This window comes from Limnohabitans sp. 63ED37-2 (genome assembly GCF_001412535.1).
GTDB lineage: Bacteria > Pseudomonadota > Gammaproteobacteria > Burkholderiales > Burkholderiaceae_C > Limnohabitans_A.
In genome coordinates, this window is record NZ_CP011774.1 from 3,310,836 (window position 1) to 3,328,769 (window position 17,934).

Annotated in this window: 20 protein-coding genes; 13 read left to right on the forward strand and 7 right to left on the reverse strand. The window is 59.2% G+C overall.

Annotated elements, in window-relative coordinates; all coding sequences use genetic code 11:
- Positions 1-140: 140 nt before the first annotated feature.
- Genes L63ED372_RS15810 through L63ED372_RS15855 form a run of 10 tightly spaced genes read left to right on the forward strand, consistent with a single transcriptional unit; the run spans position 141 to position 8,489 of the window.
- Positions 141-1,748 (forward strand): carboxyl transferase domain-containing protein, encoded by a 1,608-nt coding sequence (locus tag L63ED372_RS15810; RefSeq protein WP_062407342.1) that lies wholly within the window; start codon positions 141-143, stop codon positions 1,746-1,748.
- A gap of 44 nt (positions 1,749-1,792) precedes the next feature.
- Positions 1,793-2,119 carry a type II toxin-antitoxin system VapB family antitoxin gene (locus tag L63ED372_RS15815; protein WP_062407344.1) on the forward strand — a complete coding sequence of 109 codons (327 nt, stop codon included), beginning with the start codon at positions 1,793-1,795 and terminating at the stop codon, positions 2,117-2,119.
- The gene (gene vapC / locus L63ED372_RS15820; RefSeq protein ID WP_062407346.1) at positions 2,116-2,517 is read left to right on the forward strand and encodes a type II toxin-antitoxin system VapC family toxin; all 402 of its coding nucleotides are present in this window, start codon (positions 2,116-2,118) and stop codon (positions 2,515-2,517) included. Before L63ED372_RS15815 ends, vapC begins: the two co-directional genes overlap by 4 nt.
- Positions 2,505-3,041, forward strand: coding sequence for a DinB family protein (locus L63ED372_RS15825; protein WP_156343653.1), 537 nt, complete (start codon positions 2,505-2,507; stop codon positions 3,039-3,041). Before vapC ends, L63ED372_RS15825 begins: the two co-directional genes overlap by 13 nt.
- Positions 3,038-3,820: an enoyl-CoA hydratase/isomerase family protein gene (locus tag L63ED372_RS15830; protein WP_062407349.1), complete on the forward strand. Its 783-nt coding sequence runs from the start codon at positions 3,038-3,040 to the stop codon at positions 3,818-3,820. Before L63ED372_RS15825 ends, L63ED372_RS15830 begins: the two co-directional genes overlap by 4 nt.
- 10 nt (positions 3,821-3,830) lie before the next feature.
- Positions 3,831-5,840, forward strand: a complete 2,010-nt coding sequence (locus L63ED372_RS15835; protein ID WP_062407350.1) for an acetyl/propionyl/methylcrotonyl-CoA carboxylase subunit alpha — start codon at positions 3,831-3,833, stop codon at positions 5,838-5,840.
- A gap of 12 nt (positions 5,841-5,852) precedes the next feature.
- Positions 5,853-6,773: a 2-hydroxyacid dehydrogenase gene (locus L63ED372_RS15840; RefSeq protein WP_062407353.1), complete on the forward strand. Its 921-nt coding sequence runs from the start codon at positions 5,853-5,855 to the stop codon at positions 6,771-6,773.
- A gap of 16 nt (positions 6,774-6,789) precedes the next feature.
- Entirely contained in the window at positions 6,790-7,698 is a 909-nt protein-coding gene (locus L63ED372_RS15845; RefSeq protein WP_062407355.1) for a hydroxymethylglutaryl-CoA lyase, read from the forward strand.
- 3 nt (positions 7,699-7,701) lie between these two features.
- Positions 7,702-8,256 carry a YbaK/EbsC family protein gene (locus tag L63ED372_RS15850; RefSeq protein ID WP_062407358.1) on the forward strand — a complete coding sequence of 185 codons (555 nt, stop codon included), beginning with the start codon at positions 7,702-7,704 and terminating at the stop codon, positions 8,254-8,256.
- Positions 8,253-8,489, forward strand: a complete 237-nt coding sequence (locus L63ED372_RS15855) for a DUF1289 domain-containing protein (protein WP_062407360.1) — start codon at positions 8,253-8,255, stop codon at positions 8,487-8,489. The genes L63ED372_RS15850 and L63ED372_RS15855 overlap by 4 nt, the downstream gene beginning before the upstream one ends.
- Here the strand turns inward: L63ED372_RS15855 and L63ED372_RS15860 are convergent.
- The gene (locus L63ED372_RS15860; protein ID WP_062407362.1) at positions 8,486-8,941 is read right to left on the reverse strand and encodes a universal stress protein; all 456 of its coding nucleotides are present in this window, start codon (positions 8,939-8,941) and stop codon (positions 8,486-8,488) included. The genes L63ED372_RS15855 and L63ED372_RS15860 overlap by 4 nt on opposite strands.
- A gap of 170 nt (positions 8,942-9,111) precedes the next feature.
- On the opposite strand from L63ED372_RS15860, the gene L63ED372_RS15865 reads away from it, so the two are divergent.
- On the forward strand, positions 9,112-9,750 hold the full coding sequence (locus tag L63ED372_RS15865) for a 2-hydroxychromene-2-carboxylate isomerase (RefSeq protein WP_062407364.1): 639 nt from the start codon (positions 9,112-9,114) through the stop codon (positions 9,748-9,750).
- Between the two features lie 104 nt (positions 9,751-9,854).
- On the opposite strand, the gene L63ED372_RS15870 is transcribed toward L63ED372_RS15865, so the two are convergent.
- From L63ED372_RS15870 to L63ED372_RS15895, 6 genes are all read right to left on the reverse strand, one after another.
- Positions 9,855-11,969 carry a sodium:solute symporter family protein gene (locus tag L63ED372_RS15870; RefSeq protein ID WP_062407367.1) on the reverse strand — a complete coding sequence of 705 codons (2,115 nt, stop codon included), beginning with the start codon at positions 11,967-11,969 and terminating at the stop codon, positions 9,855-9,857.
- Positions 11,966-12,229, reverse strand: a complete 264-nt coding sequence (locus L63ED372_RS15875) for a DUF4212 domain-containing protein (protein WP_062408270.1) — start codon at positions 12,227-12,229, stop codon at positions 11,966-11,968. The genes L63ED372_RS15870 and L63ED372_RS15875 overlap by 4 nt, the downstream gene beginning before the upstream one ends.
- A gap of 81 nt (positions 12,230-12,310) precedes the next feature.
- Positions 12,311-12,928: a tetratricopeptide repeat protein gene (locus L63ED372_RS15880; RefSeq protein WP_062407369.1), complete on the reverse strand. Its 618-nt coding sequence runs from the start codon at positions 12,926-12,928 to the stop codon at positions 12,311-12,313.
- Positions 12,919-13,167 carry a hypothetical protein gene (locus L63ED372_RS15885; protein WP_231624511.1) on the reverse strand — a complete coding sequence of 83 codons (249 nt, stop codon included), beginning with the start codon at positions 13,165-13,167 and terminating at the stop codon, positions 12,919-12,921. The genes L63ED372_RS15880 and L63ED372_RS15885 overlap by 10 nt, the downstream gene beginning before the upstream one ends.
- Positions 13,168-13,560: 393 nt before the next feature.
- On the reverse strand, positions 13,561-13,812 hold the full coding sequence (locus L63ED372_RS15890; protein WP_062407373.1) for a DUF4212 domain-containing protein: 252 nt from the start codon (positions 13,810-13,812) through the stop codon (positions 13,561-13,563).
- A 14-nt stretch (positions 13,813-13,826) separates the two neighbouring features.
- Positions 13,827-15,542: a GMC family oxidoreductase gene (locus L63ED372_RS15895; RefSeq protein ID WP_062408272.1), complete on the reverse strand. Its 1,716-nt coding sequence runs from the start codon at positions 15,540-15,542 to the stop codon at positions 13,827-13,829.
- 340 nt (positions 15,543-15,882) lie between these two features.
- On the opposite strand from L63ED372_RS15895, the gene L63ED372_RS15900 reads away from it, so the two are divergent.
- Both L63ED372_RS15900 and L63ED372_RS15905 read left to right on the forward strand, forming a co-directional pair.
- On the forward strand, positions 15,883-17,646 hold the full coding sequence (locus L63ED372_RS15900) for an MFS transporter (RefSeq protein ID WP_062407375.1): 1,764 nt from the start codon (positions 15,883-15,885) through the stop codon (positions 17,644-17,646).
- An 89-nt stretch (positions 17,647-17,735) separates the two neighbouring features.
- Positions 17,736-17,933, forward strand: a complete 198-nt coding sequence (locus L63ED372_RS15905) for a hypothetical protein (protein ID WP_062408274.1) — start codon at positions 17,736-17,738, stop codon at positions 17,931-17,933.
- Position 17,934 lies beyond the last annotated feature (1 nt).

Sequence of the window (17,934 nt, forward strand, 5' to 3'; positions counted from 1 at the left end):
GTCCATTGTGGCATCGAATGTGGCACGATTTGCAACCCATTTGACACCCCGCACAGGCCTTGCTGCCTTTAAGCTGGCAGGCATCACACCCTTGACGCACCCAGGGCTTTGCCCCGGGGTGCCCGCTTCTAGGAATCACCATGACCGTTTTGCATTCCCAACTGAACCCGCGTTCTGCCGATTTTCAGCACAACGCTGCCGCCATGCGTGGCCTGGTCGATGACCTGCGTGCCCACCTGGAGCGTGTGGCCCAAGGTGGTGGCGAAGCCGCCCGCGCCAAGCACACCGCCCGGGGCAAGTTGCTGCCGCGTGACCGCGTGCAGATGCTGCTCGACCCCGGCACACCTTTCCTCGAAGTCGCACCACTGGCTGCGCTCAACATGTACAACAACGACGCGCCCAGCTCGGGCGTGATCGTGGGCATTGGCCGCGTGAGCGGGGTGGACTGCATGATCGTGTGCAACGACGCCACGGTGAAGGGCGGCACTTATTACCCGATGACGGTGAAAAAGCATTTGCGTGCACAAGAGATTGCGCAGCAAAACCACCTGCCTTGTATTTATCTGGTGGACTCGGGCGGCGCCAACCTGCCCAACCAGGACGAGGTCTTTCCTGATCGCGACCACTTCGGCCGCATCTTCTTCAACCAGGCCAACATGAGCGCGCAAGGCATTGCGCAGATCGCCGTCGTCATGGGCTCGTGTACGGCGGGCGGTGCGTATGTGCCCGCCATGAGTGACGAGACCATCATCGTCAAGAACCAGGGCACCATCTTCTTGGGCGGCCCACCGCTGGTCAAAGCTGCCACGGGCGAGGTGGTGAGTGCCGAAGATTTGGGCGGTGGCGATGTGCACACGCGCCTGAGTGGCGTGGCCGATCACTTGGCGCAAAACGATGTGCACGCGCTGGCGCTGGCGCGTCAGGCCGTGAAAAACCTGAACGCGCAAAAGGCCCCCAACATCACCACACACGCGCCCGTGCCCCCGAAGTTCGACGCGCAAGAGTTGTATGGCGTGATCCCGACCGACACCCGCAAGCCTTTTGACGTGCGCGAAATCATCGCCCGCATTGTCGATGGCTCCGAGTTCGACGAATTCAAATCGCGCTTTGGCACCACCTTGATTTGTGGCTTCGCCCGCATCGAGGGCATGCCGGTGGGCATCATTGCCAACAACGGCATTTTGTTCAGCGAGTCGGCGCTCAAAGGTGCGCACTTCATCGAGCTGTGCTGCCAGCGCAAGATCCCGCTGGTGTTTTTGCAGAACATCACCGGCTTCATGGTCGGCCGTAAATACGAAAACGAAGGCATCGCCCGCAACGGTGCCAAGATGGTCACGGCCGTGGCCACCGCAGCTGTTCCCAAGTTCACCATCATCATCGGCGGCAGCTTTGGCGCAGGCAACTACGGCATGTGTGGCCGCGCCTACAGCCCCCGCTTTTTGTGGATGTGGCCCAACGCCCGCATCAGTGTCATGGGCGGCGAGCAAGCGGCCAGCGTCTTGGCCACCGTCAAACGCGACGGCATCGAGGGCAAGGGCGGCCAGTGGAGCATGGAAGAAGAAGAGGCCTTCAAGGCCCCGATCAAGCAGCAATACGAAGACCAGGGCCACCCTTACTACGCCACCGCCCGCATCTGGGACGACGGCATCATCGACCCGGCCGACACCCGCCGCGTGCTGGCGCTGGGCTTGAGCGCATCACTGAATGCGCCGATTCCCGAGACGAAATTTGGACTTTTTCGCATGTGATGTGTATGATTTTATAAATTCATACACATTGATGGGCTGGGATCATGCGAACAAACATTGAAATTGACGACGACTTGATGGCTGCAGCCATGGCTGCGGGCGGCTTCAAGACCAAAAAGGAAGCGGTTGAAGAGGGCTTGCGCCTGGTTCGTCGCCGGCAGATCTACAACGGTTTGTTGGCTTTGCGTGGCAAGTTGCAATGGGATGACTCAGACGTCGCTTGGGCACAGGCGCGCACGCCAGAGGCCTCGGCCATGGCCGTCCAAGAACCCCAGGGCGCGTACAAGGTGAAACCCAAGCCTGCAGACAAGACCGAACGCTCGGCAAAAGCTAAAAAACAGGCCGCTGCAAAACGGAGCAAGGCACCATGATCTTGGTGGATTCGAGCGTCTGGATCGACTTCTTCCGTGATGGGCGAAGTGCGCAAAGCCATACCTTGGTCCGTTGCCTGGGTGATTCCAGTGTGGAGGTCGGCATGGCCGATCTGGTGCTGTTCGAGGTCATGCGTGGGTTTCGCGAAGGGGCCTTGATGCGCGATGCCCAAAACCTCATGAGCGCATTGCCGCAGGTGGAAATCGGGGGCATAGCGCCTGTGTTGAAGGCGGCGGAGCGTTATAGGCAATTGCGCAGCCAGGGCCGCACCGTACGCAGCCCCATCGACGTGCTACTGGCCAGCTACTGCATGACGCACGGCCACGCGCTGCTGCACCGTGACGCCGATTTTGAATCGCTCAAAACTTTGGGAGGGCTGGAGACATGGCCACAATGAACACTTCATCGACTTGGCATGCCCATTTCAGCGGTCAAGCCCGTTATCACGTCTGGGCCACACACCGCTTGCTTGAAGCGGTCTCGCGTGTGTCCGATGCAGAGTATCGGCGCGACGTGGGCCTCTTCTTCAAAAGCATCCACGGCACGCTGAACCACATGCTTGTGGCCGAACACCTGCTGTGGTATCCGCGTTTTGCCAAAGGCACATCTCCCGTTCTGGCGCTGGACACCGAGGTTGAACCCCACCGCGAACGCTTGGCGCAGGCTCTCAAAGGTGGGTCTGCCAACTGGACGCCCCTGATCGCGAGCTGGAGTGCCGAGCGTTTTGACGGCCAGCTGGACTACCGGACCAGCAAGGGCGATCCCCTGTCCTTGCCGTTTACACCCACCTTGGCGCACGTGTTCAACCACGCCACCCACCACCGTGGCCAGATTACCGCTGCACTGACGGCCATGGGCCAGCCTTGCCCCGAGCTGGACATGGTGTATTTCCTTTTGGCAGAACAGGCGCCCAAAGCATGACAACAGCACTGAAAATCTCGACCCAAGGCGGCGTGCACACGATCACGCTGTCGCGCCCCGATGTGCGCAACGCCTTCAACGACGAAGTCATTGCCGAGCTGAAAAACGCTTTCCTGGCAGTGGCCCAAGACAGCGCCGTGCGCTGTGTGGTGCTGGCCGCCGAAGGGCCTGCTTTTTGCGCAGGGGCAGACCTGAACTGGATGCGCCGCATGGCCGACTACACCCGGGACGAAAACCTGGCCGACGCGGGCGAGCTGGCCGCCATGCTGCGTGCGATTTATGAATGCCCCCAGCCCACCATCGCCCGCGTTCAAGGCGATGTGTACGCCGGCGGCATGGGTCTGGTGGCGGCCTGCGACATGGCGGTGAGTGTGAACACAGCGAACTATTGCCTGAGCGAGGTCAAGCTCGGCCTGATCCCCGCCACCATCAGCCCCTATGTGATCCGTGCCATGGGCGCGCGTGCGGCGCACCGCTACTTTTTGACGGCCGAGCGCTTTGGCGCGGCCGAGGCGCACTGTATCGGCTTGGTGCACGAGGTGGTGACAGCCGATGCGCTGGACGCCAAAGTGGCCGAGCTGACCCAAGCGCTGGTGAGCGCCAGCCCCAATGCCGTGCGCGCTTGCAAAAAGCTGGTGCAAGACGTAGCCGAACGCGAGATCAACGATGCGCTGGTGGCGCAAACGGTGGCGGGCATTGCCGACATCCGCGCCAGCAGCGAAGGCAAAGAGGGCGTGCAGTCCTTTTTGCAAAAACGAAAACCCAACTGGTTGGTTTGAGGAAAAAAACATGTTCAAAAAAATCCTGATCGCCAACCGTGGCGAAATCGCCTGCCGAGTGGCCGCTACTGCGCGCCGCATGGGCATCCAGACTGTGGCCGTGTATTCGGACGCCGACGCCGGAGCCAAGCATGTGCAAGCGTGTGATGAGGCCGTGCATGTGGGCGGCTCAGCGCCCAAAGACAGCTACCTGCGCTGGGAGCGCATTTTGCAAGCCGCCAAAGACAAGGGTGCTGAGGCCGTGCACCCCGGTTATGGCTTTTTGAGCGAGAACGAAGACTTTGCCAAGGCCTGCGCTGCCGCTGGTTTGGTGTTCATCGGCCCGCCCGCTTCGGCGATCTTGGCGATGGGCCTCAAGGCCGAGTCCAAGCGTTTGATGGAAGCCGCCGGTGTGCCGCTGGTGCCCGGTTACCACGGCGCTGACCAAGACCCAGCGCTGCTGCAACGCGAAGCCGATCGCATCGGTTATCCGGCCCTCATCAAAGCCAGCGCAGGCGGTGGCGGCAAAGGCATGCGGGTGGTCGAAAAATCGGAAGACTTTGCCGCAGCCCTTGCCAGTTGCCAGCGTGAAGCCATCAACAGCTTTGGCAGCGATGCGGTGCTGATCGAAAAGTATGTGCAGCGCCCACGCCACATCGAAATCCAGGTCTTTGGCGACACCCAAGGCAACTGTGTGTACCTGTTTGAGCGGGACTGCTCGGTGCAGCGCCGCCACCAAAAGGTTCTCGAAGAAGCCCCAGCCCCCGGCATGACCGAAGCCCTGCGTGCACAAATGGGCGCGGCCGCTGTGGCGGCTGCCAAAGCGGTGAACTATGTGGGCGCGGGTACGGTGGAATTCATCGTCGAGCAAACCGCCTACGACCAGCCCGAATCCATGAAGTTCTTCTTCATGGAAATGAATACCCGCCTGCAGGTGGAGCACCCGGTGACCGAGGCCATCACCGGCCTGGATTTGGTCGAGTGGCAGTTGCGCGTGGCCAGCGGCGAGCCGCTGCCTTTGCGTCAGGACCAGCTGCGCATCCAGGGTCATGCGATTGAGGCGCGCATTTGCGCCGAGAATCCCGACAACAACTTCTTGCCCGCCACCGGCACCTTGCAGGTGTACCGCAAGCCGCAAGCCAGCAGCTTTGAAAGAAGCATGGTGCGCATCGACGACGGCGTGCGCGAGGGCGACACCATCAGCCCGTTTTACGATTCGATGGTGGCCAAGCTGATCGTGCATGGCGACACCCGCGAGCAAGCTCTGGCGCGTTTGGACACGGCTTTGGCACAAACCCACATCGTGGGCCTGAACACCAACGTGCAGTTCTTGCGGCATGTGGTGCGCAGCGAGGCGTTTGCCACCGCCAAGCTCGACACCGCACTCATCCAGCGCGAAGCCGCTGTGCTGTTCAAACAAGAAACCGTGGGCTTAGCCGCAGCCGTGGCCGCCGTGGTGGCCCACACCCTGCACGCCGAAAAAGCCCTGCAGGGCGCAGACCCCTTCAGCCGCCGCGATGGCTGGCAGTCGCACGGGCTGGCGCAGCGCCGATTTGAGTTTGTCTGGCAAGACCAGCCGCGCTCGGCCCGTCTGAACTATTTGCACGACGGCGCTGTGAGCCTGTCGCTGGAAGGCGATGACGCCAGCGCTGGCGTCTTGACATTTACCGCCCATGGCGCAGGCCTGTGGGTGCAGTGGGGCAGCGCCCCACGATGCTTCACCCAGCTCGACTGGCAAGGCGAAATCGCGCACCTCTTCATGCCCCAGGGCGCGACCCGCATCACCGTGCTGGACCCGCTGGCCCACGCGGGCGAATCCGCGCAAGAAGGCGGCCGCCTCACAGCCCCCATGCCCGGCAAGGTGGTGTCGTTTGCGGTTAAGGTGGGCGACAAGGTCAAAGCGGGTCAGCCTCTGGCCGTGATGGAAGCCATGAAAATGGAGCACACCATCAGCGCACCCAAAGACGGCACCGTGGTCGAATTGCTCTATGCCCCGGGCGACCAAGTCGCCGACGGGGCAGAGCTGCTCAAGCTGGGCTGACAAAATCGGCCCATGAACATCACCATCTGCTTTGACAAGCTCGACCCTGCGCCTTGGGTGCAGGGCCTGCAACAAGCCTTCCCAGAGGCCTCGGTGACTGCCTGGTCACCCGGCGCACCTGCTGCAGACCACGCCATCGTCTGGGCGCCGCCCCAGCAATTCATCGACGAGCAAGCCGGTCTGCAAACCCTGTTCAACATTGGTGCGGGTGTGGATGCCTTGCTCCAGCTGAAACTGCCGCCAGCGCTGAAGGTGGTGCGTCTGGACGACGCGGGCATGTCGGTACAGATGGCCGAATACGTGTGCCATGCGGTGATCCGGCATTTCCGTGAGTTCGACGGCTACGACACCGACACCCAATTGGGTAAATGGTCGTACCGCAAGCCCCGCAGCCGCGCCGACTTTGCAGTCGGCGTGATGGGCTTGGGTGTGTTGGGCGAGCGTGTGGCCAAAGCGCTGCAGGTGTTTGAATTTCCGGTCAACGGCTACAGCCGCAGCCCCAAAGACCTGCCCGGCATCCGCTGCTTCAGCGGGGCGCAGAGCCTGCCCGAATTCCTGCAGGCCACGCGTGTGCTGGTGAATCTGATGCCGCTCACGACCGAGACCGAAAACATCCTGAACCAAGACACGCTCTCGCAACTGCAAAAAGGCGGTTACGTCATCAACGTGGCCCGTGGCAAACACTTGGTCGAAGATGACCTGATCGCCCTCATTGACCAGGGGCACCTCGCGGGTGCGACACTTGACGTGTTCCGAACCGAGCCGCTGCCTGTTGGGCACCCGTTCTGGCAACACCCGAAAATCACCGTGACGCCCCATACCTCGGCCCGCACCCTGCGCGAAGAAAGCATCGCGCAAATCGTGGGCAAAATGCAGGCCCTGCAGCGCGGCGAAGCGATCAATGGTGTGGTCGACCACCAGCGCGGCTACTGAACCGAAAGCGTCTTCCATGTCCATGCCTTCCAAAGTTCAACTCATCGACGTCGGCCCCCGTGATGGCCTGCAAAACGAAAAACAGCCGGTGCCCGCAGCGGTCAAAATCGAGCTGGTGCACCGCCTGCAGGCTGCGGGTCTGACCGAGATCGAGGTCACCAGTTTTGTGTCCCCGAAGTGGGTGCCGCAGATGGCCGACAACGCGGTTGTGATGGCGGGCATCACGCGCCAAGCGGGCGTGCGTTATTCGGTGCTCACACCCAACATGGTGGGTTACCAAGCGGCGGTGGCTTCGAAGCCCGATGAGATTGTGGTCTTTGGTGCCGCCAGCCAGGCCTTCAGCCAAAAGAACATCAACTGCTCGATCGTAGAAAGCATGGAGCGGTTTGCACCTGTGGTGCAAGCCGCCTTGGCCGCGGGCATTGCGGTGCGCGGCGCCATGAGCTGCACCGTGGGCTGCCCCTATGAGGGCGAAGTCTCACCGACCAGTGTGGCCCACTTGGCGGGTTTGATGAAACAGATCGGTGTGCAGCGCGTGGACGTGGCCGACACCATCGGCACCGGCACACCGCTCAAGGTGCAAAAGGCCATTGAAGCCACGCTGCAGCATTTCGACATCGACCACATCTGCGGGCACTTTCACGACACCTACGGACAGGCGCTGGCCAACACGCTGGCGGCGCTGCAAATGGGGGTGTGGAATTTCCAGTCGTCCGTGGCGGGCCTGGGCGGCTGCCCTTATGCCAAGGGCGCCACGGGCAACGTGGCCACCGAAGACGTGGTCTATATGCTGCACGGCATGGGCATTGCCACGGGCATTGACTTGGACAAGCTGGTGGATGCGGGGGCCTTCATCAGCGACTTTCTGGGCCGTCAACCCAACTCGAACGTGGCCCGGGCCATCCTCAACAAGCGGGCGGGTTGAACCATGTGTGGTGCTGAACTGCATTCGCTGCCCGAGGGCGTGCAACGCGTGGCTCGGGCCTTGCAAGACGCGGATCACCCCCATGTTCCGGTCATGCTCGATGGCGCGGCTCGCACCGCGCAAGAGGCCGCCGATGCCTTGGGTGTGGAGCTGGGTCAGATCGCCAAGAGCGTGATTTTCAAGCGCAAAGAAGATGGTGTTGCCGTGCTGGTGGTGGCCTCGGGCGACCGCCGTGTGGACGAAAAAAAGGTGTCGGCCCTGGTAGGCAAAATTGGCCGCGCCGATGCGGATTTTGTGAAGGCGCAGACCGGCTTCGCCATTGGCGGTGTGTCTCCCGTGGCGCACCTGCACCCGCCAGTGACTTTGCTGGACCAGGATTTGTGGCGTTTTGACGAGATCTGGGCCGCTGCCGGTCATCCCCATGGCGTTTTTCGCTTGCGCCCTCAAGACCTGCCCGATTTGACCGGGGCACGCTCGGTCGATGTGGTGCAGGCCAGCCCCGGTGCCCAAGTGCAGACAGCCGATGCGTGCAGGGCTCTGGCTCAGGATGCCCCATGAGTGTGCACACCAAAATATTGGCCCAACGTGCGGCGCAAGTGCTGGCCGAGGCCGTGCCAAATGTGCCATCACCCTGTATCTCGGTCTGTGTGATGGACCCGCAGGCCGAGGTGTGTGTGGGTTGCTGGCGCAGCCTCCAAGAGATTGGTGCCTGGAGCCGCATGCCCGACGAAGCCAAGCGCCAGGTTTGGCAACGTATTCAGCAGCGCCTGACGGGCTTAGGCGGCGCCTAAGTGGCAGCGACAGCGCTGCGGTCCACCACAATCAGCACATTGCAGGGCGACTCTTCCACCAGCGATTTGGCGGTGGAGCCGCTCCACCAGCGGCGCAGCAGGTTGGGTTCGTGTTTGTGTCCGACCACGATCAGGTCCGCACCTGCGCGTTCGGCAAAGTCCGACAACTCCCGAATGACCTCACCTTTGAGTACTTCGCCTTGCACCGTGTAACCCATGGTTTGCAGGGTTTGCACACCTTGAGCCAGTTGTTCTCTCAGGGTTTCTTCTACAGGCCCGTTGTCGGCCGATGTGTAGTAGCCCATTTCCATCGAGCCGACATCCAAGGGGTTGGGGGCCACCGCCACCAAGGTCAGGCGGGGCTGGCCCCAATGCGCCAGCTCCTTGAGCTCCAGCATGGCCTTTTGCCCACTGTTCGAACCGTCATAGGCCAGGATGATGTGCTTGTACATGGCGTCTCCTTGAAGTGCGGTCGGTGACTCTGGCCCGGTGTGGGCGTGGTGGTCACTTGCTCGTGCAATTCATTCTACGGACAAGACCGCCAGCGCAAGTTGGTGTTGACCCTATAGACTTGGACCCAATACAAAGCGTTGAGCGAGACACCACACACAGCTGAGCACCGATGAAAACCATTCATTTTTATATCGATTTCATTTCACCTTACGCATGGCTCGGTTTTGATGCCTTGCCCCGGGCCTTGGAAGGCATCAGCCACCGTGTGGTGCACAAGCCGGTGCTGTTTGCGGCCATGCTCAAGCATCACGGGCAATTGGGTCCGGCAGAAATTCCCAGCAAGCGCGACTGGACCTACCGGCAGGTGCTGTGGCTGGCCCGTCAGCAGGGCACGCCTTTGCAGTTACCGGCCATGCACCCCTTCAACCCGCTGGGCTTGTTGCGTTTGGCCACGGCGTGTGACGTCGACGGCACGCCCAGCCGCTATGTGTGCGAGAAAATTTTCCGCCATGTCTGGTGCCACGGGCAGGACGCGGCCGACCCCGAGCGCCTGGCGGCTTTGACGGCGGAGCTGGCCCCAGCCCTTGACCCCAGCAGCGCCCAAGTCAAACAAGCTTTGCAAATGCACGCCCAAGAGGCGATTGAGCAGGGGGTGTTTGGTGTGCCCAGCTGGGTGGTTGATGGCCGTGTGTTTTGGGGGCAAGATGCGCTGCCCATGCTGAGGGCCTATTTGCAGGGCGATGTTTGGTTTGAGGGCCCTGACTGGCAGGCCCCGGCTTTGTGTGGGGTGGGTGTCAAGCGCACATGATCTGATGACATCGCGCCAAAGAAAAAACCCGATCGCATGACGCGATCGGGTTTTTTGTTGAAAGGGTTTAAGTTGGCAAGACAGGGCTTGCCAACTTGGGCCTTTTAGTGAGCGGCAGAGCCTTGTGAGGTGGTGCCGTCAAAGCTGGGGAAACGGACGTTTTCGACCATGTCCTGAACTTCCTGGTCTGGTGCTTTGGTCAGCAGCGACACGATGATGATCACCGCAAAGCCGACGGGCACACCAAAGATACCAGCCGAGATGGGGGCGATGTCCCACCAGGTGTTGGCCTTCAGGATTTCAGGGGTCAGCGAACCCTCATGGAACAAGCCGTACATCCAAGGATGGGTTTTGACCATGTAGTAGAACGAAATGGCCAAGCCCGACACCATCCCCAGGGAGGCGCCCCACTTGTTGGCACGCTTCCAGAAGATGCCCAAGGTCAACGCAGGGAAGAAGGCCGCGGCTGCAAACGAGAAGGCTGCAGACACCAGGAACAAAATGTCCGCCATGCGCAGCGATGCCACATAAGCCGCAGCCAGAGCCACGAACACCAAAATGACTTTGGAAATCGCGACACGGCGGTTGGCCGATGCGTTGGGGTCAACGATTTTGTAGTACACGTCGTGTGACAAGGCATTGGCAACCGTCAGCAACAAGCCATCGGCTGTGGACAAGGCCGCGGCCAAACCACCAGCAGCCACCAGACCCGAAATCACGAAGGGCAAGCCGCCGATTTCAGGTGTGGCCAAGACCACAATGTCACCGCCCAAGCGGATCTCTGCCAACTGCAAGATGCCATCTTTGTTGATGTCCGACACCGCCATCAGCGTGGGGTCGACCACGTTCCAGCGGGCAATCCATCCCGGCAACTGGTCAAACGGTGTGCCGACCAAGAGGGTGTAGATGTCGAACTTGACCAACACCGCCAAAGCAGGCGCTGTGAAGTACAACAATGAGATGAAGAACAGCGACCAAGCCACCGACTCACGCGCCTCACGCACCGAAGGCACGGTGTAAAAGCGCATCAGGATGTGGGGCAAAGCCGCCGTACCGATCATCAAGCAGAAGACCAGGGCCAAGAAGTTCTTGCGGGCCACATCGCGTGCCGCGTCATCTTTGCCGGGGAAGGGCTCAGCATGGCGCAGGGGTGGGGCTGCACGGGTCGTGTTGGTGGTGCGGGCGGCGGTGTAAGCCGCCTTGGCAGCCGCTTCATCCTTTGGCAAAGCGGCAAGAGCGGCTTCAGCGGCCTTGATGTCGGCGGCTGGCGCGTTGGCGGCCTTCAGCTCTTCCAGCTTTTTGGTGGCAGCTTCTTTGTCAGCGGCCATGGCTGCGGGCACATCTTTCAGCTTTTCAGCGGCTGCATCGGCGCGTGCTTTGAAGATACCGCGAACTTCCAGTTCTTTGGGGTCTTTCAGCAGTTGCTCTTCTTTGGCCGTCACTTTTTCCAGCAAGTAGCCATAAGCCACCTGTGGCACTGGATTGCTGGTGTGTTTCACCGACAACCAAACCACGGGGATCATGTAGGCCACGATCAGGATCAGGTACTGCGCCACCTGGGTCCAGGTCACTGCGCGCATACCGCCCAAGAACGAGCACACCAAGATACCGGCCAAGCCGACATACACGCCCACGTCGAAGGACAGACCGGTCAAGCGGGCGGTGATCAAGCCCACGCCGAAGATCTGCGCCACCACGTAAACGAAGGACACCAAGATGGCCGCAAACACGCCAATCAGGCGAGCCATGTTGCCGCCGTAGCGTGCGCCCAAGAAGTCAGGGATGGTGAACTGGCCAAACTTACGCAGGTAAGGTGCCAAGAACAAGGCCACCAAGCAGTAGCCGCCGGTCCAGCCCAAGATGAAGGCCAAACCGCCGTAACCTGTCAGGTAGAGTGTGCCGGCCATACCGATGAAGGAAGCCGCTGACATCCAGTCAGAGCCTGTGGCCATGCCGTTATATACAGCGGGCACGCGGCGACCGGCCACATAGTATTCGGCCGCATCGTTGGTGCGACTCATCACACCAATGCCGCCGTACAAGAGCACGGTGGCCGCCAAGAAGGCGTAGCCGATGTACTCTTTGGGCATCCCCATCTGTTCAAGGATGGCGAGCAAGATGACGAAGGCCGCGAAGCCACCGCCGTAAAACAAGAAAACTTTGTTCAGAGATTTCTGAAACTGGCTTTGGGTTTGGCCTTCGCCGCCGAAAACGCTCATGCTTCTTCTCCTTCTGCCACGCCATATTCCTTGTCCAGGTTGTTCATATAGCGTGCGTAGTACCAAATGATCAGGCAATACACGATCAGAGCGCCTTGGGCAGCGACCCAAAACGAGAACGGCCAGCCAAAAAAGCTGAACGTCAAATCACGTGAAAAGTACAAAAGCACGAACGTGACAAAGAACCACAGGGCCAGCAACAGCCCCGTGATCCTTAAGTTTTTGCCCCAGTATTCCTGGTGCCGCGCAGTGAGCTGCATCGTCATCTCCTTCTTGTTAAAAAAATCAAACTACCGACTGTCACACTTGAATTTGTCCATCACCCTCTGTGGGTGTTGTGATCACACAGGTCTGTCCAATGAGAGACCTGTTTCCCGCTCCAGTTGGGCGGCCACCTTGGGCTCGAAACCTTTGAGGTGGCGCATCACCTCCAAGGCTTTATCGGGCGCATGCATCTCCATGTGCACCCGGGCCATTTGGTACCAGGCGTAGGGACTCATGGACTGCAATTCGGTGTTGCGCTTGAAGGCGAGCAAAGACTCTTCGAACCGCCGCTGGCGCACCAAGACCAAACCCAGTCCGTACCAGGCGCGGTCCATTTTTTCGTCGATCTGAATGGCGGCCCTGAAGGCTTGTTCGGCGTCCTGACTTAGGCCCAATTCTTCGCGCACGAAGCCCACGTTGAAGTGGGCATTGGCGTTGGTCGGTGTGAGCGCCAAGGCGCGTTCAAAAAACCCCAAGGCCTGAACCCAGCGTTTGTCGTTCAACTCCTTGAAGCCCACGCTGTTCAAGGCCAACACATCTTCCGGGTTGATTTGGAGGATTTCATGAAAGACAGCATGGGCTTGGTTGCGCAAACCCAAAACCAAAAGCACCTTGGCTTGCAGACGCAGCCAAAAGCACCGACCTCGGTTGGAGGTGTTCAGGTGGGGGGCAGAAAGGTGGGTTTTCACTGACATGCCGCGATCCCCATCTCGAGGCACAGTTCAATTTTCAATTGCACCACCACGACCCAGGCAATTAAAAGCCAGCTGCTGGTGGCCAGCGGAATGTGTTGGTCCAGGATCAGTTTCGGGCTGATCTTGCGGGTGAGCCACAAAGCGGGCTTGGAGGCCACATCCAGCAATTGCCAAAAAACATTGTTGTCACGGTTGGAGCCCGCCAGCAATCCCAACAAGAAGCGTCCAACAATGAACATGAGGGAGAGTTCAATCAGACTTTTGGCAATGACAATGGCAAGCAACATAGGACTTTTTGATGGAGGTCAAAATAATTTTTCGGATTCTATGAATCGACATCTTGTCCACCTAATTGGCTTTAAATCCTTAAAAAAATAGGTAAATTCAATTCTTAGCCGAGCATTTGCAAGGCTTCATTCGGAGAGTGAGAACTACCTGACGTCTGCCTTACATTTTTCGGGGTTTGGTTTGAATTTGTGCGGTCAAAATTCAAGGGAAAACACCAATAAAAAAGGGGCCTTTTGGGGGATGTTTTCCCTCACCCGCTGCGTCCAAAGCGCAGAAGTTCGGCACACGCAGCTGCGCAGTTGTGCTGGGGTGGGGGCGCCCAGTTTGGGTGGGCACAGGGGGGGTCACCAGCCTTTGGGAATGTCTCTGCCTGCAGCGGTCTCTTGCGCTTCCCAGCGGTTCATCAGCCAGGCGTAAACGACCACGATGCCGATGAACAGCAGGATGGAGCCTTGCGCTGCCATCCAAAAATACAAAGGCCAGCCCCAAACCAGCACAGAGAGCTCTCGCGCAAAAAAGCTGGGGCCAAAGCTGATCAACAGCCACGCCAGCAAAAGCACCGAAGTCAAAATGCGTTTTTTGTGGATGAAAGCCATGGTGTCTGGCCCTGTCAGTTTCTGACGAAAGCTTCACCAATCCACTGGGCCGCTTTCTCGGCAATCATGAGTGTGGGGCTGTTGGTGTTGCCGCTGGTGATGGTGGGCATGACCCCGGCATCCACCACACGCAAACCCGTGATGCCGCGGACCTGCAAGCGGCCATTGACCACCGCCATGGGGTCGTCCTCGCGCCCCATGCGGGTGGTGCCCACGGGGTGGAAGATGGTGCTGGCGATGTCCCCCGCCAGTTTGGCCAGCTCTTCATCGGTTTGGTACTGCACGCCGGGTTTGAATTCTTCGGGCTGGAAAGGCTTCATGGCGTCTTGCGACATGATGCGGCGGGTCACGCGCAAACTGTCGGCGGCCACTTTGCGGTCTTCGGCGGTGGCCAAGTAGTTGGGCGCAATCGCGGGCGCGTCCTCAAAACGGGGACTGGTGATGTTCACCGTGCCCCGACTCGTCGGGTTGAGGTTGCACACACTGGCCGTGATGGCCGGGAAGCTGTGCAGCGGCTCGCCAAATGCATCCAGACTCAATGGCTGAACGTGGTACTGGATGTTGGCGTGAGGCTGCGACGGGTCGCTCTTGGTGAATGCGCCCAGCTGACTCGGTGCCATGCTCATGGGGCCTGTGCGTTTCATGGCGTATTCCATGCCGATCATGGCCTTGCCCCACAAGCTGTTGGCCAAGGTGTTCAGAGTTTTGGCCCCTTTGACTTTGTAGACAGAGCGGATTTGCAAATGGTCTTGCAAGTTGGCCCCAACGCCGGGCAGATCGTGTTTCACTTCAACACCCACACCTTGCAACAGCGCTGCAGGCCCGATGCCCGAGAGCTGCAAAATTTGCGCAGAACCGATGCTGCCCGCGCTCAAAATGACTTCTTGTGTGGCCTTGACTTCGACCATCTCCAGCCCTGTCCAGACTTGAGCACCTGTGCACCGCTTTTCGCCATTGGGCTGGGTCTCAATCAAGAGCTGGCTCACCTGGGCTTTGTTCCACAACTCAAAGTTGGGACGTGAATAGCAGGTGGGGCGCAAAAAAGCTTTGGCCGTGTTCCAGCGCCAACCGCTGCGCTGGTTCACATCGAAGTAAGACACGCCCTCGTTGTTGCCCCGGTTGAAGTCGTCGGTGGCGGGAATGCCCGCTTGCTGGGCGGCTTGTGAAAACGCGTCCAACACGTCCCAACGCAGGCGCTGCTTTTCGATGCGCCATTCGCCACCCGTGTTGCGTCCACGCAAGGTGTGCAGGTAACTGCCCTTGGGTAAATCGTTGGGGGCGAGCAGTTCAGATTTGGCCCCTTTGGCTCCGTGAAATTCGTTGGCGCCGTTGTAGTGGTCTTCATGCAGTTTGAAGTAGGGCAGTGTCTGCTCCCAGCGCCACGCATCGTGGCCTGTGATCTGCGCCCATTGGTCGTAGTCACGCGACTGGCCACGCATGTAAATCATGCCGTTGATGCTGGAGCAGCCACCCAGGACCTTGCCACGGGGGTAACGCAGGCTGCGCCCGTTCAGGCCATCGGTGGCTTCCGTTTGGTACATCCAATCGGTGCGTGGATTGCCAATGCAATACAGGTAGCCCACGGGAATGTGGATCCAGTGGTAATCGTCTTTTTTACCCGCCTCGATCAACAGCACCCGCTTGCTGGCATCGGCACTAAGGCGGTTGGCCAGCAGGCATCCTGCTGTGCCGCCGCCAACGATGATGTAGTCAAAGGTGTTGTCGTTCATGGTTTTGTTCATGTGGTCTGCAGATGTCGGTGCGAATCTGTCTGTGCGCTCGACTGTAATGGATCAAATAAGGGGGGGCCGCAACCAAAGGGACGGGGCCCCATAGGCCTGTTCAAGGTCCATGGCGTGCGAATTCGGCCATCCATCTGACATTTCTTCACGGAACAAGACCGGGTAAATACCCTTGGAAAACGAGGCTTTCCTGCGATGTGAAAAAAATACCAAGGGTTACCACCAATTATGTAAGCCCATGTTGGTTGCCCGTCAGACAGGGGCAAGTGCAAGCCCTAAGAATCGCGCCAAGTTTCCCTGTCGGAGACTCTTTTTTGGAGACAGCTTTATGGCGACTACTGAAGCAAACCGCCCGATGACGGCGGAAGAGAAGAAGGTGATTTTTGCCTCTTCTCTGGGTACCGTTTTTGAATGGTATGACTTTTACCTGTACGGCTCGTTGGCCGCGATCATTGCCAAGCAGTTCTTCAGCGGCTTGGATGAAGGCTCTGCTTTCATCTTCGCTTTGCTGGCGTTTGCTGCTGGTTTCATCGTGCGTCCTTTCGGCGCGATCTTCTTCGGCCGCTTGGGCGACATGATCGGCCGCAAGTACACGTTCTTGGTCACCATCCTGATCATGGGTGTGTCGACTTTCATCGTGGGCGTTTTGCCCAACTACGCCAGCATTGGCGTGGCCGCTCCCGTCATCCTGATCTGCCTGCGCTTGCTGCAAGGTCTGGCTTTGGGTGGTGAGTACGGTGGTGCAGCCACTTATGTGGCCGAGCACGCTCCAGCGGGCCAGCGTGGTGCTTACACCGCCTGGATCCAGACCACAGCGACTTTGGGCTTGTTCCTGTCACTGATGGTGATCTTGGGTACTCGTACCATCATCGGCGAAGAAGCTTTCGCTGACTGGGGCTGGCGCGTTCCGTTCCTGGTCTCGGTGATCATGCTGATCATCTCGGTGTACATCCGTTTGAGCATGAACGAATCGCCTGCTTTCGTGAAAATGAAAGCCGAAGGCAAGACCTCCAAAGCGCCGCTGTCCGAGTCTTTCGGCCAGTGGAAAAACCTGAAGATCGTGCTCTTGGCCTTGTTCGGCTTGGTCATGGGTCAGGCCGTGGTTTGGTACTCCGGTCAGTTTTACGCTTTGTTCTTCTTGACACAAGCGTTGAAAGTGGACGGCGCCACCGCCAACATCATGGTCGCGATCTCTTTGATCATCGGCACACCGTTCTTCGTGATCTTCGGCACGCTCTCGGACAAAATCGGTCGTAAACCACTGATCTTGGCCGGTTGCTTGTTGGCTGTTGTCACTTACTTCCCTGTGTTCAAAGCTTTGACCAAAGCGGCCAACCCAGACCTGTACGCTGCCCAGCAGTCGGCTCAGGTGACGGTGACTGCCGATCCAGCCGAGTGCTCGTTCCAGTTCAACCCCACAGGCACCAAGAAATTCACTTCTTCTTGCGACATCGCTAAACAACGTTTGGCTGGTGCTTCGGTGTCCTACGAAAACGTTGCAGCGCCTGCGGGCACACCTGCAGTGATCAAGGTCGGCGAGACCGTCGTGAACGTCAAGTACTCTGCTGAAGACATCGCTGCTGCCAAGGCCAAGGCCGAGGAAAAGCTGGCTGCTCTGAACGCTGCAGAACCCAAAGACGCCAAGGCCATCGAAGCTGCAACCAAGTCTGTCAAAGACCTGAGCAACGAGAAGACCGCTGGTGCCACTTTGTTGGGTTCTAACCTGAGCGCCGCCTTGAAGGCCGCTGGTTACCCAGCCAAAGCCGATATGGCCAAGTTCGACAAAGTCACCGTCATCATCATCCTCACCTACTTGGTGTTGTTGGTGACCATGGTGTACGGCCCGATCGCCGCCATGCTGGTGGAGATGTTCCCCACCCGCATCCGTTACACATCGATGTCCTTGCCCTACCACATTGGTAACGGCTGGTTCGGTGGTTTGATGCCCACCACCGCCTTCGCGATCGTGGCCCAGACCGGCAACATGTACAACGGCTTGTGGTACCCGATCATCATCGCCGGTGTCACCGTCGTGATTGGTGGCTTGTTCGTCAAAGAAACCAAAGACAACGACATCTACGCAGACGACTGATCTGTTTTTGTAAGCAACCCGGGGTGACTCGGGTGCTAAATTCAAGGCCTTCCCTCTGTGGAGGGCCTTCTTTATTTTGGAGATGAATGATGTGGAAACTCGTTGTTGGATTCGTGATCTTTGCTGCACTGGCTTTGTATGTCATCAGCAAAGGCGGTGACAGCTTGGACATGAGCGGCGAAAAGCATGGCGCTGACGCTGTGCATGTGGAGCCCGCCAAAGCAGACGCGTCTGCACCTGCAGCACCAGCTGCCGCCCCGGCTTCTGACGCCAGCGCTGCCAAGTAAT

Bases quoted from the DNA above. Each gene is read 5' to 3' on its own strand.
- L63ED372_RS15810 (WP_062407342.1), top strand. From the start codon at position 141: ATGACCGTTTTGCATTCCCAACTGAACCCGCGTTCTGCCGATTTTCAG.
- L63ED372_RS15815 (WP_062407344.1), top strand. From the start codon at position 1,793: ATGCGAACAAACATTGAAATTGACGACGACTTGATGGCTGCAGCCATG.
- vapC (WP_062407346.1), top strand. From the start codon at position 2,116: ATGATCTTGGTGGATTCGAGCGTCTGGATCGACTTCTTCCGTGATGGG.
- L63ED372_RS15825 (WP_156343653.1), top strand. From the start codon at position 2,505: ATGGCCACAATGAACACTTCATCGACTTGGCATGCCCATTTCAGCGGT.
- L63ED372_RS15830 (WP_062407349.1), top strand. From the start codon at position 3,038: ATGACAACAGCACTGAAAATCTCGACCCAAGGCGGCGTGCACACGATC.
- L63ED372_RS15835 (WP_062407350.1), top strand. From the start codon at position 3,831: ATGTTCAAAAAAATCCTGATCGCCAACCGTGGCGAAATCGCCTGCCGA.
- L63ED372_RS15840 (WP_062407353.1), top strand. From the start codon at position 5,853: ATGAACATCACCATCTGCTTTGACAAGCTCGACCCTGCGCCTTGGGTG.
- L63ED372_RS15845 (WP_062407355.1), top strand. From the start codon at position 6,790: ATGTCCATGCCTTCCAAAGTTCAACTCATCGACGTCGGCCCCCGTGAT.
- L63ED372_RS15850 (WP_062407358.1), top strand. From the start codon at position 7,702: ATGTGTGGTGCTGAACTGCATTCGCTGCCCGAGGGCGTGCAACGCGTG.
- L63ED372_RS15855 (WP_062407360.1), top strand. From the start codon at position 8,253: ATGAGTGTGCACACCAAAATATTGGCCCAACGTGCGGCGCAAGTGCTG.
- L63ED372_RS15860 (WP_062407362.1), bottom strand. From the start codon at position 8,941: ATGTACAAGCACATCATCCTGGCCTATGACGGTTCGAACAGTGGGCAA.
- L63ED372_RS15865 (WP_062407364.1), top strand. From the start codon at position 9,112: ATGAAAACCATTCATTTTTATATCGATTTCATTTCACCTTACGCATGG.
- L63ED372_RS15870 (WP_062407367.1), bottom strand. From the start codon at position 11,969: ATGAGCGTTTTCGGCGGCGAAGGCCAAACCCAAAGCCAGTTTCAGAAA.
- L63ED372_RS15875 (WP_062408270.1), bottom strand. From the start codon at position 12,229: ATGCAGCTCACTGCGCGGCACCAGGAATACTGGGGCAAAAACTTAAGG.
- L63ED372_RS15880 (WP_062407369.1), bottom strand. From the start codon at position 12,928: ATGTCAGTGAAAACCCACCTTTCTGCCCCCCACCTGAACACCTCCAAC.
- L63ED372_RS15885 (WP_231624511.1), bottom strand. From the start codon at position 13,167: ATGTTCATTGTTGGACGCTTCTTGTTGGGATTGCTGGCGGGCTCCAAC.
- L63ED372_RS15890 (WP_062407373.1), bottom strand. From the start codon at position 13,812: ATGGCTTTCATCCACAAAAAACGCATTTTGACTTCGGTGCTTTTGCTG.
- L63ED372_RS15895 (WP_062408272.1), bottom strand. From the start codon at position 15,542: ATGAACGACAACACCTTTGACTACATCATCGTTGGCGGCGGCACAGCA.
- L63ED372_RS15900 (WP_062407375.1), top strand. From the start codon at position 15,883: ATGGCGACTACTGAAGCAAACCGCCCGATGACGGCGGAAGAGAAGAAG.
- L63ED372_RS15905 (WP_062408274.1), top strand. From the start codon at position 17,736: ATGTGGAAACTCGTTGTTGGATTCGTGATCTTTGCTGCACTGGCTTTG.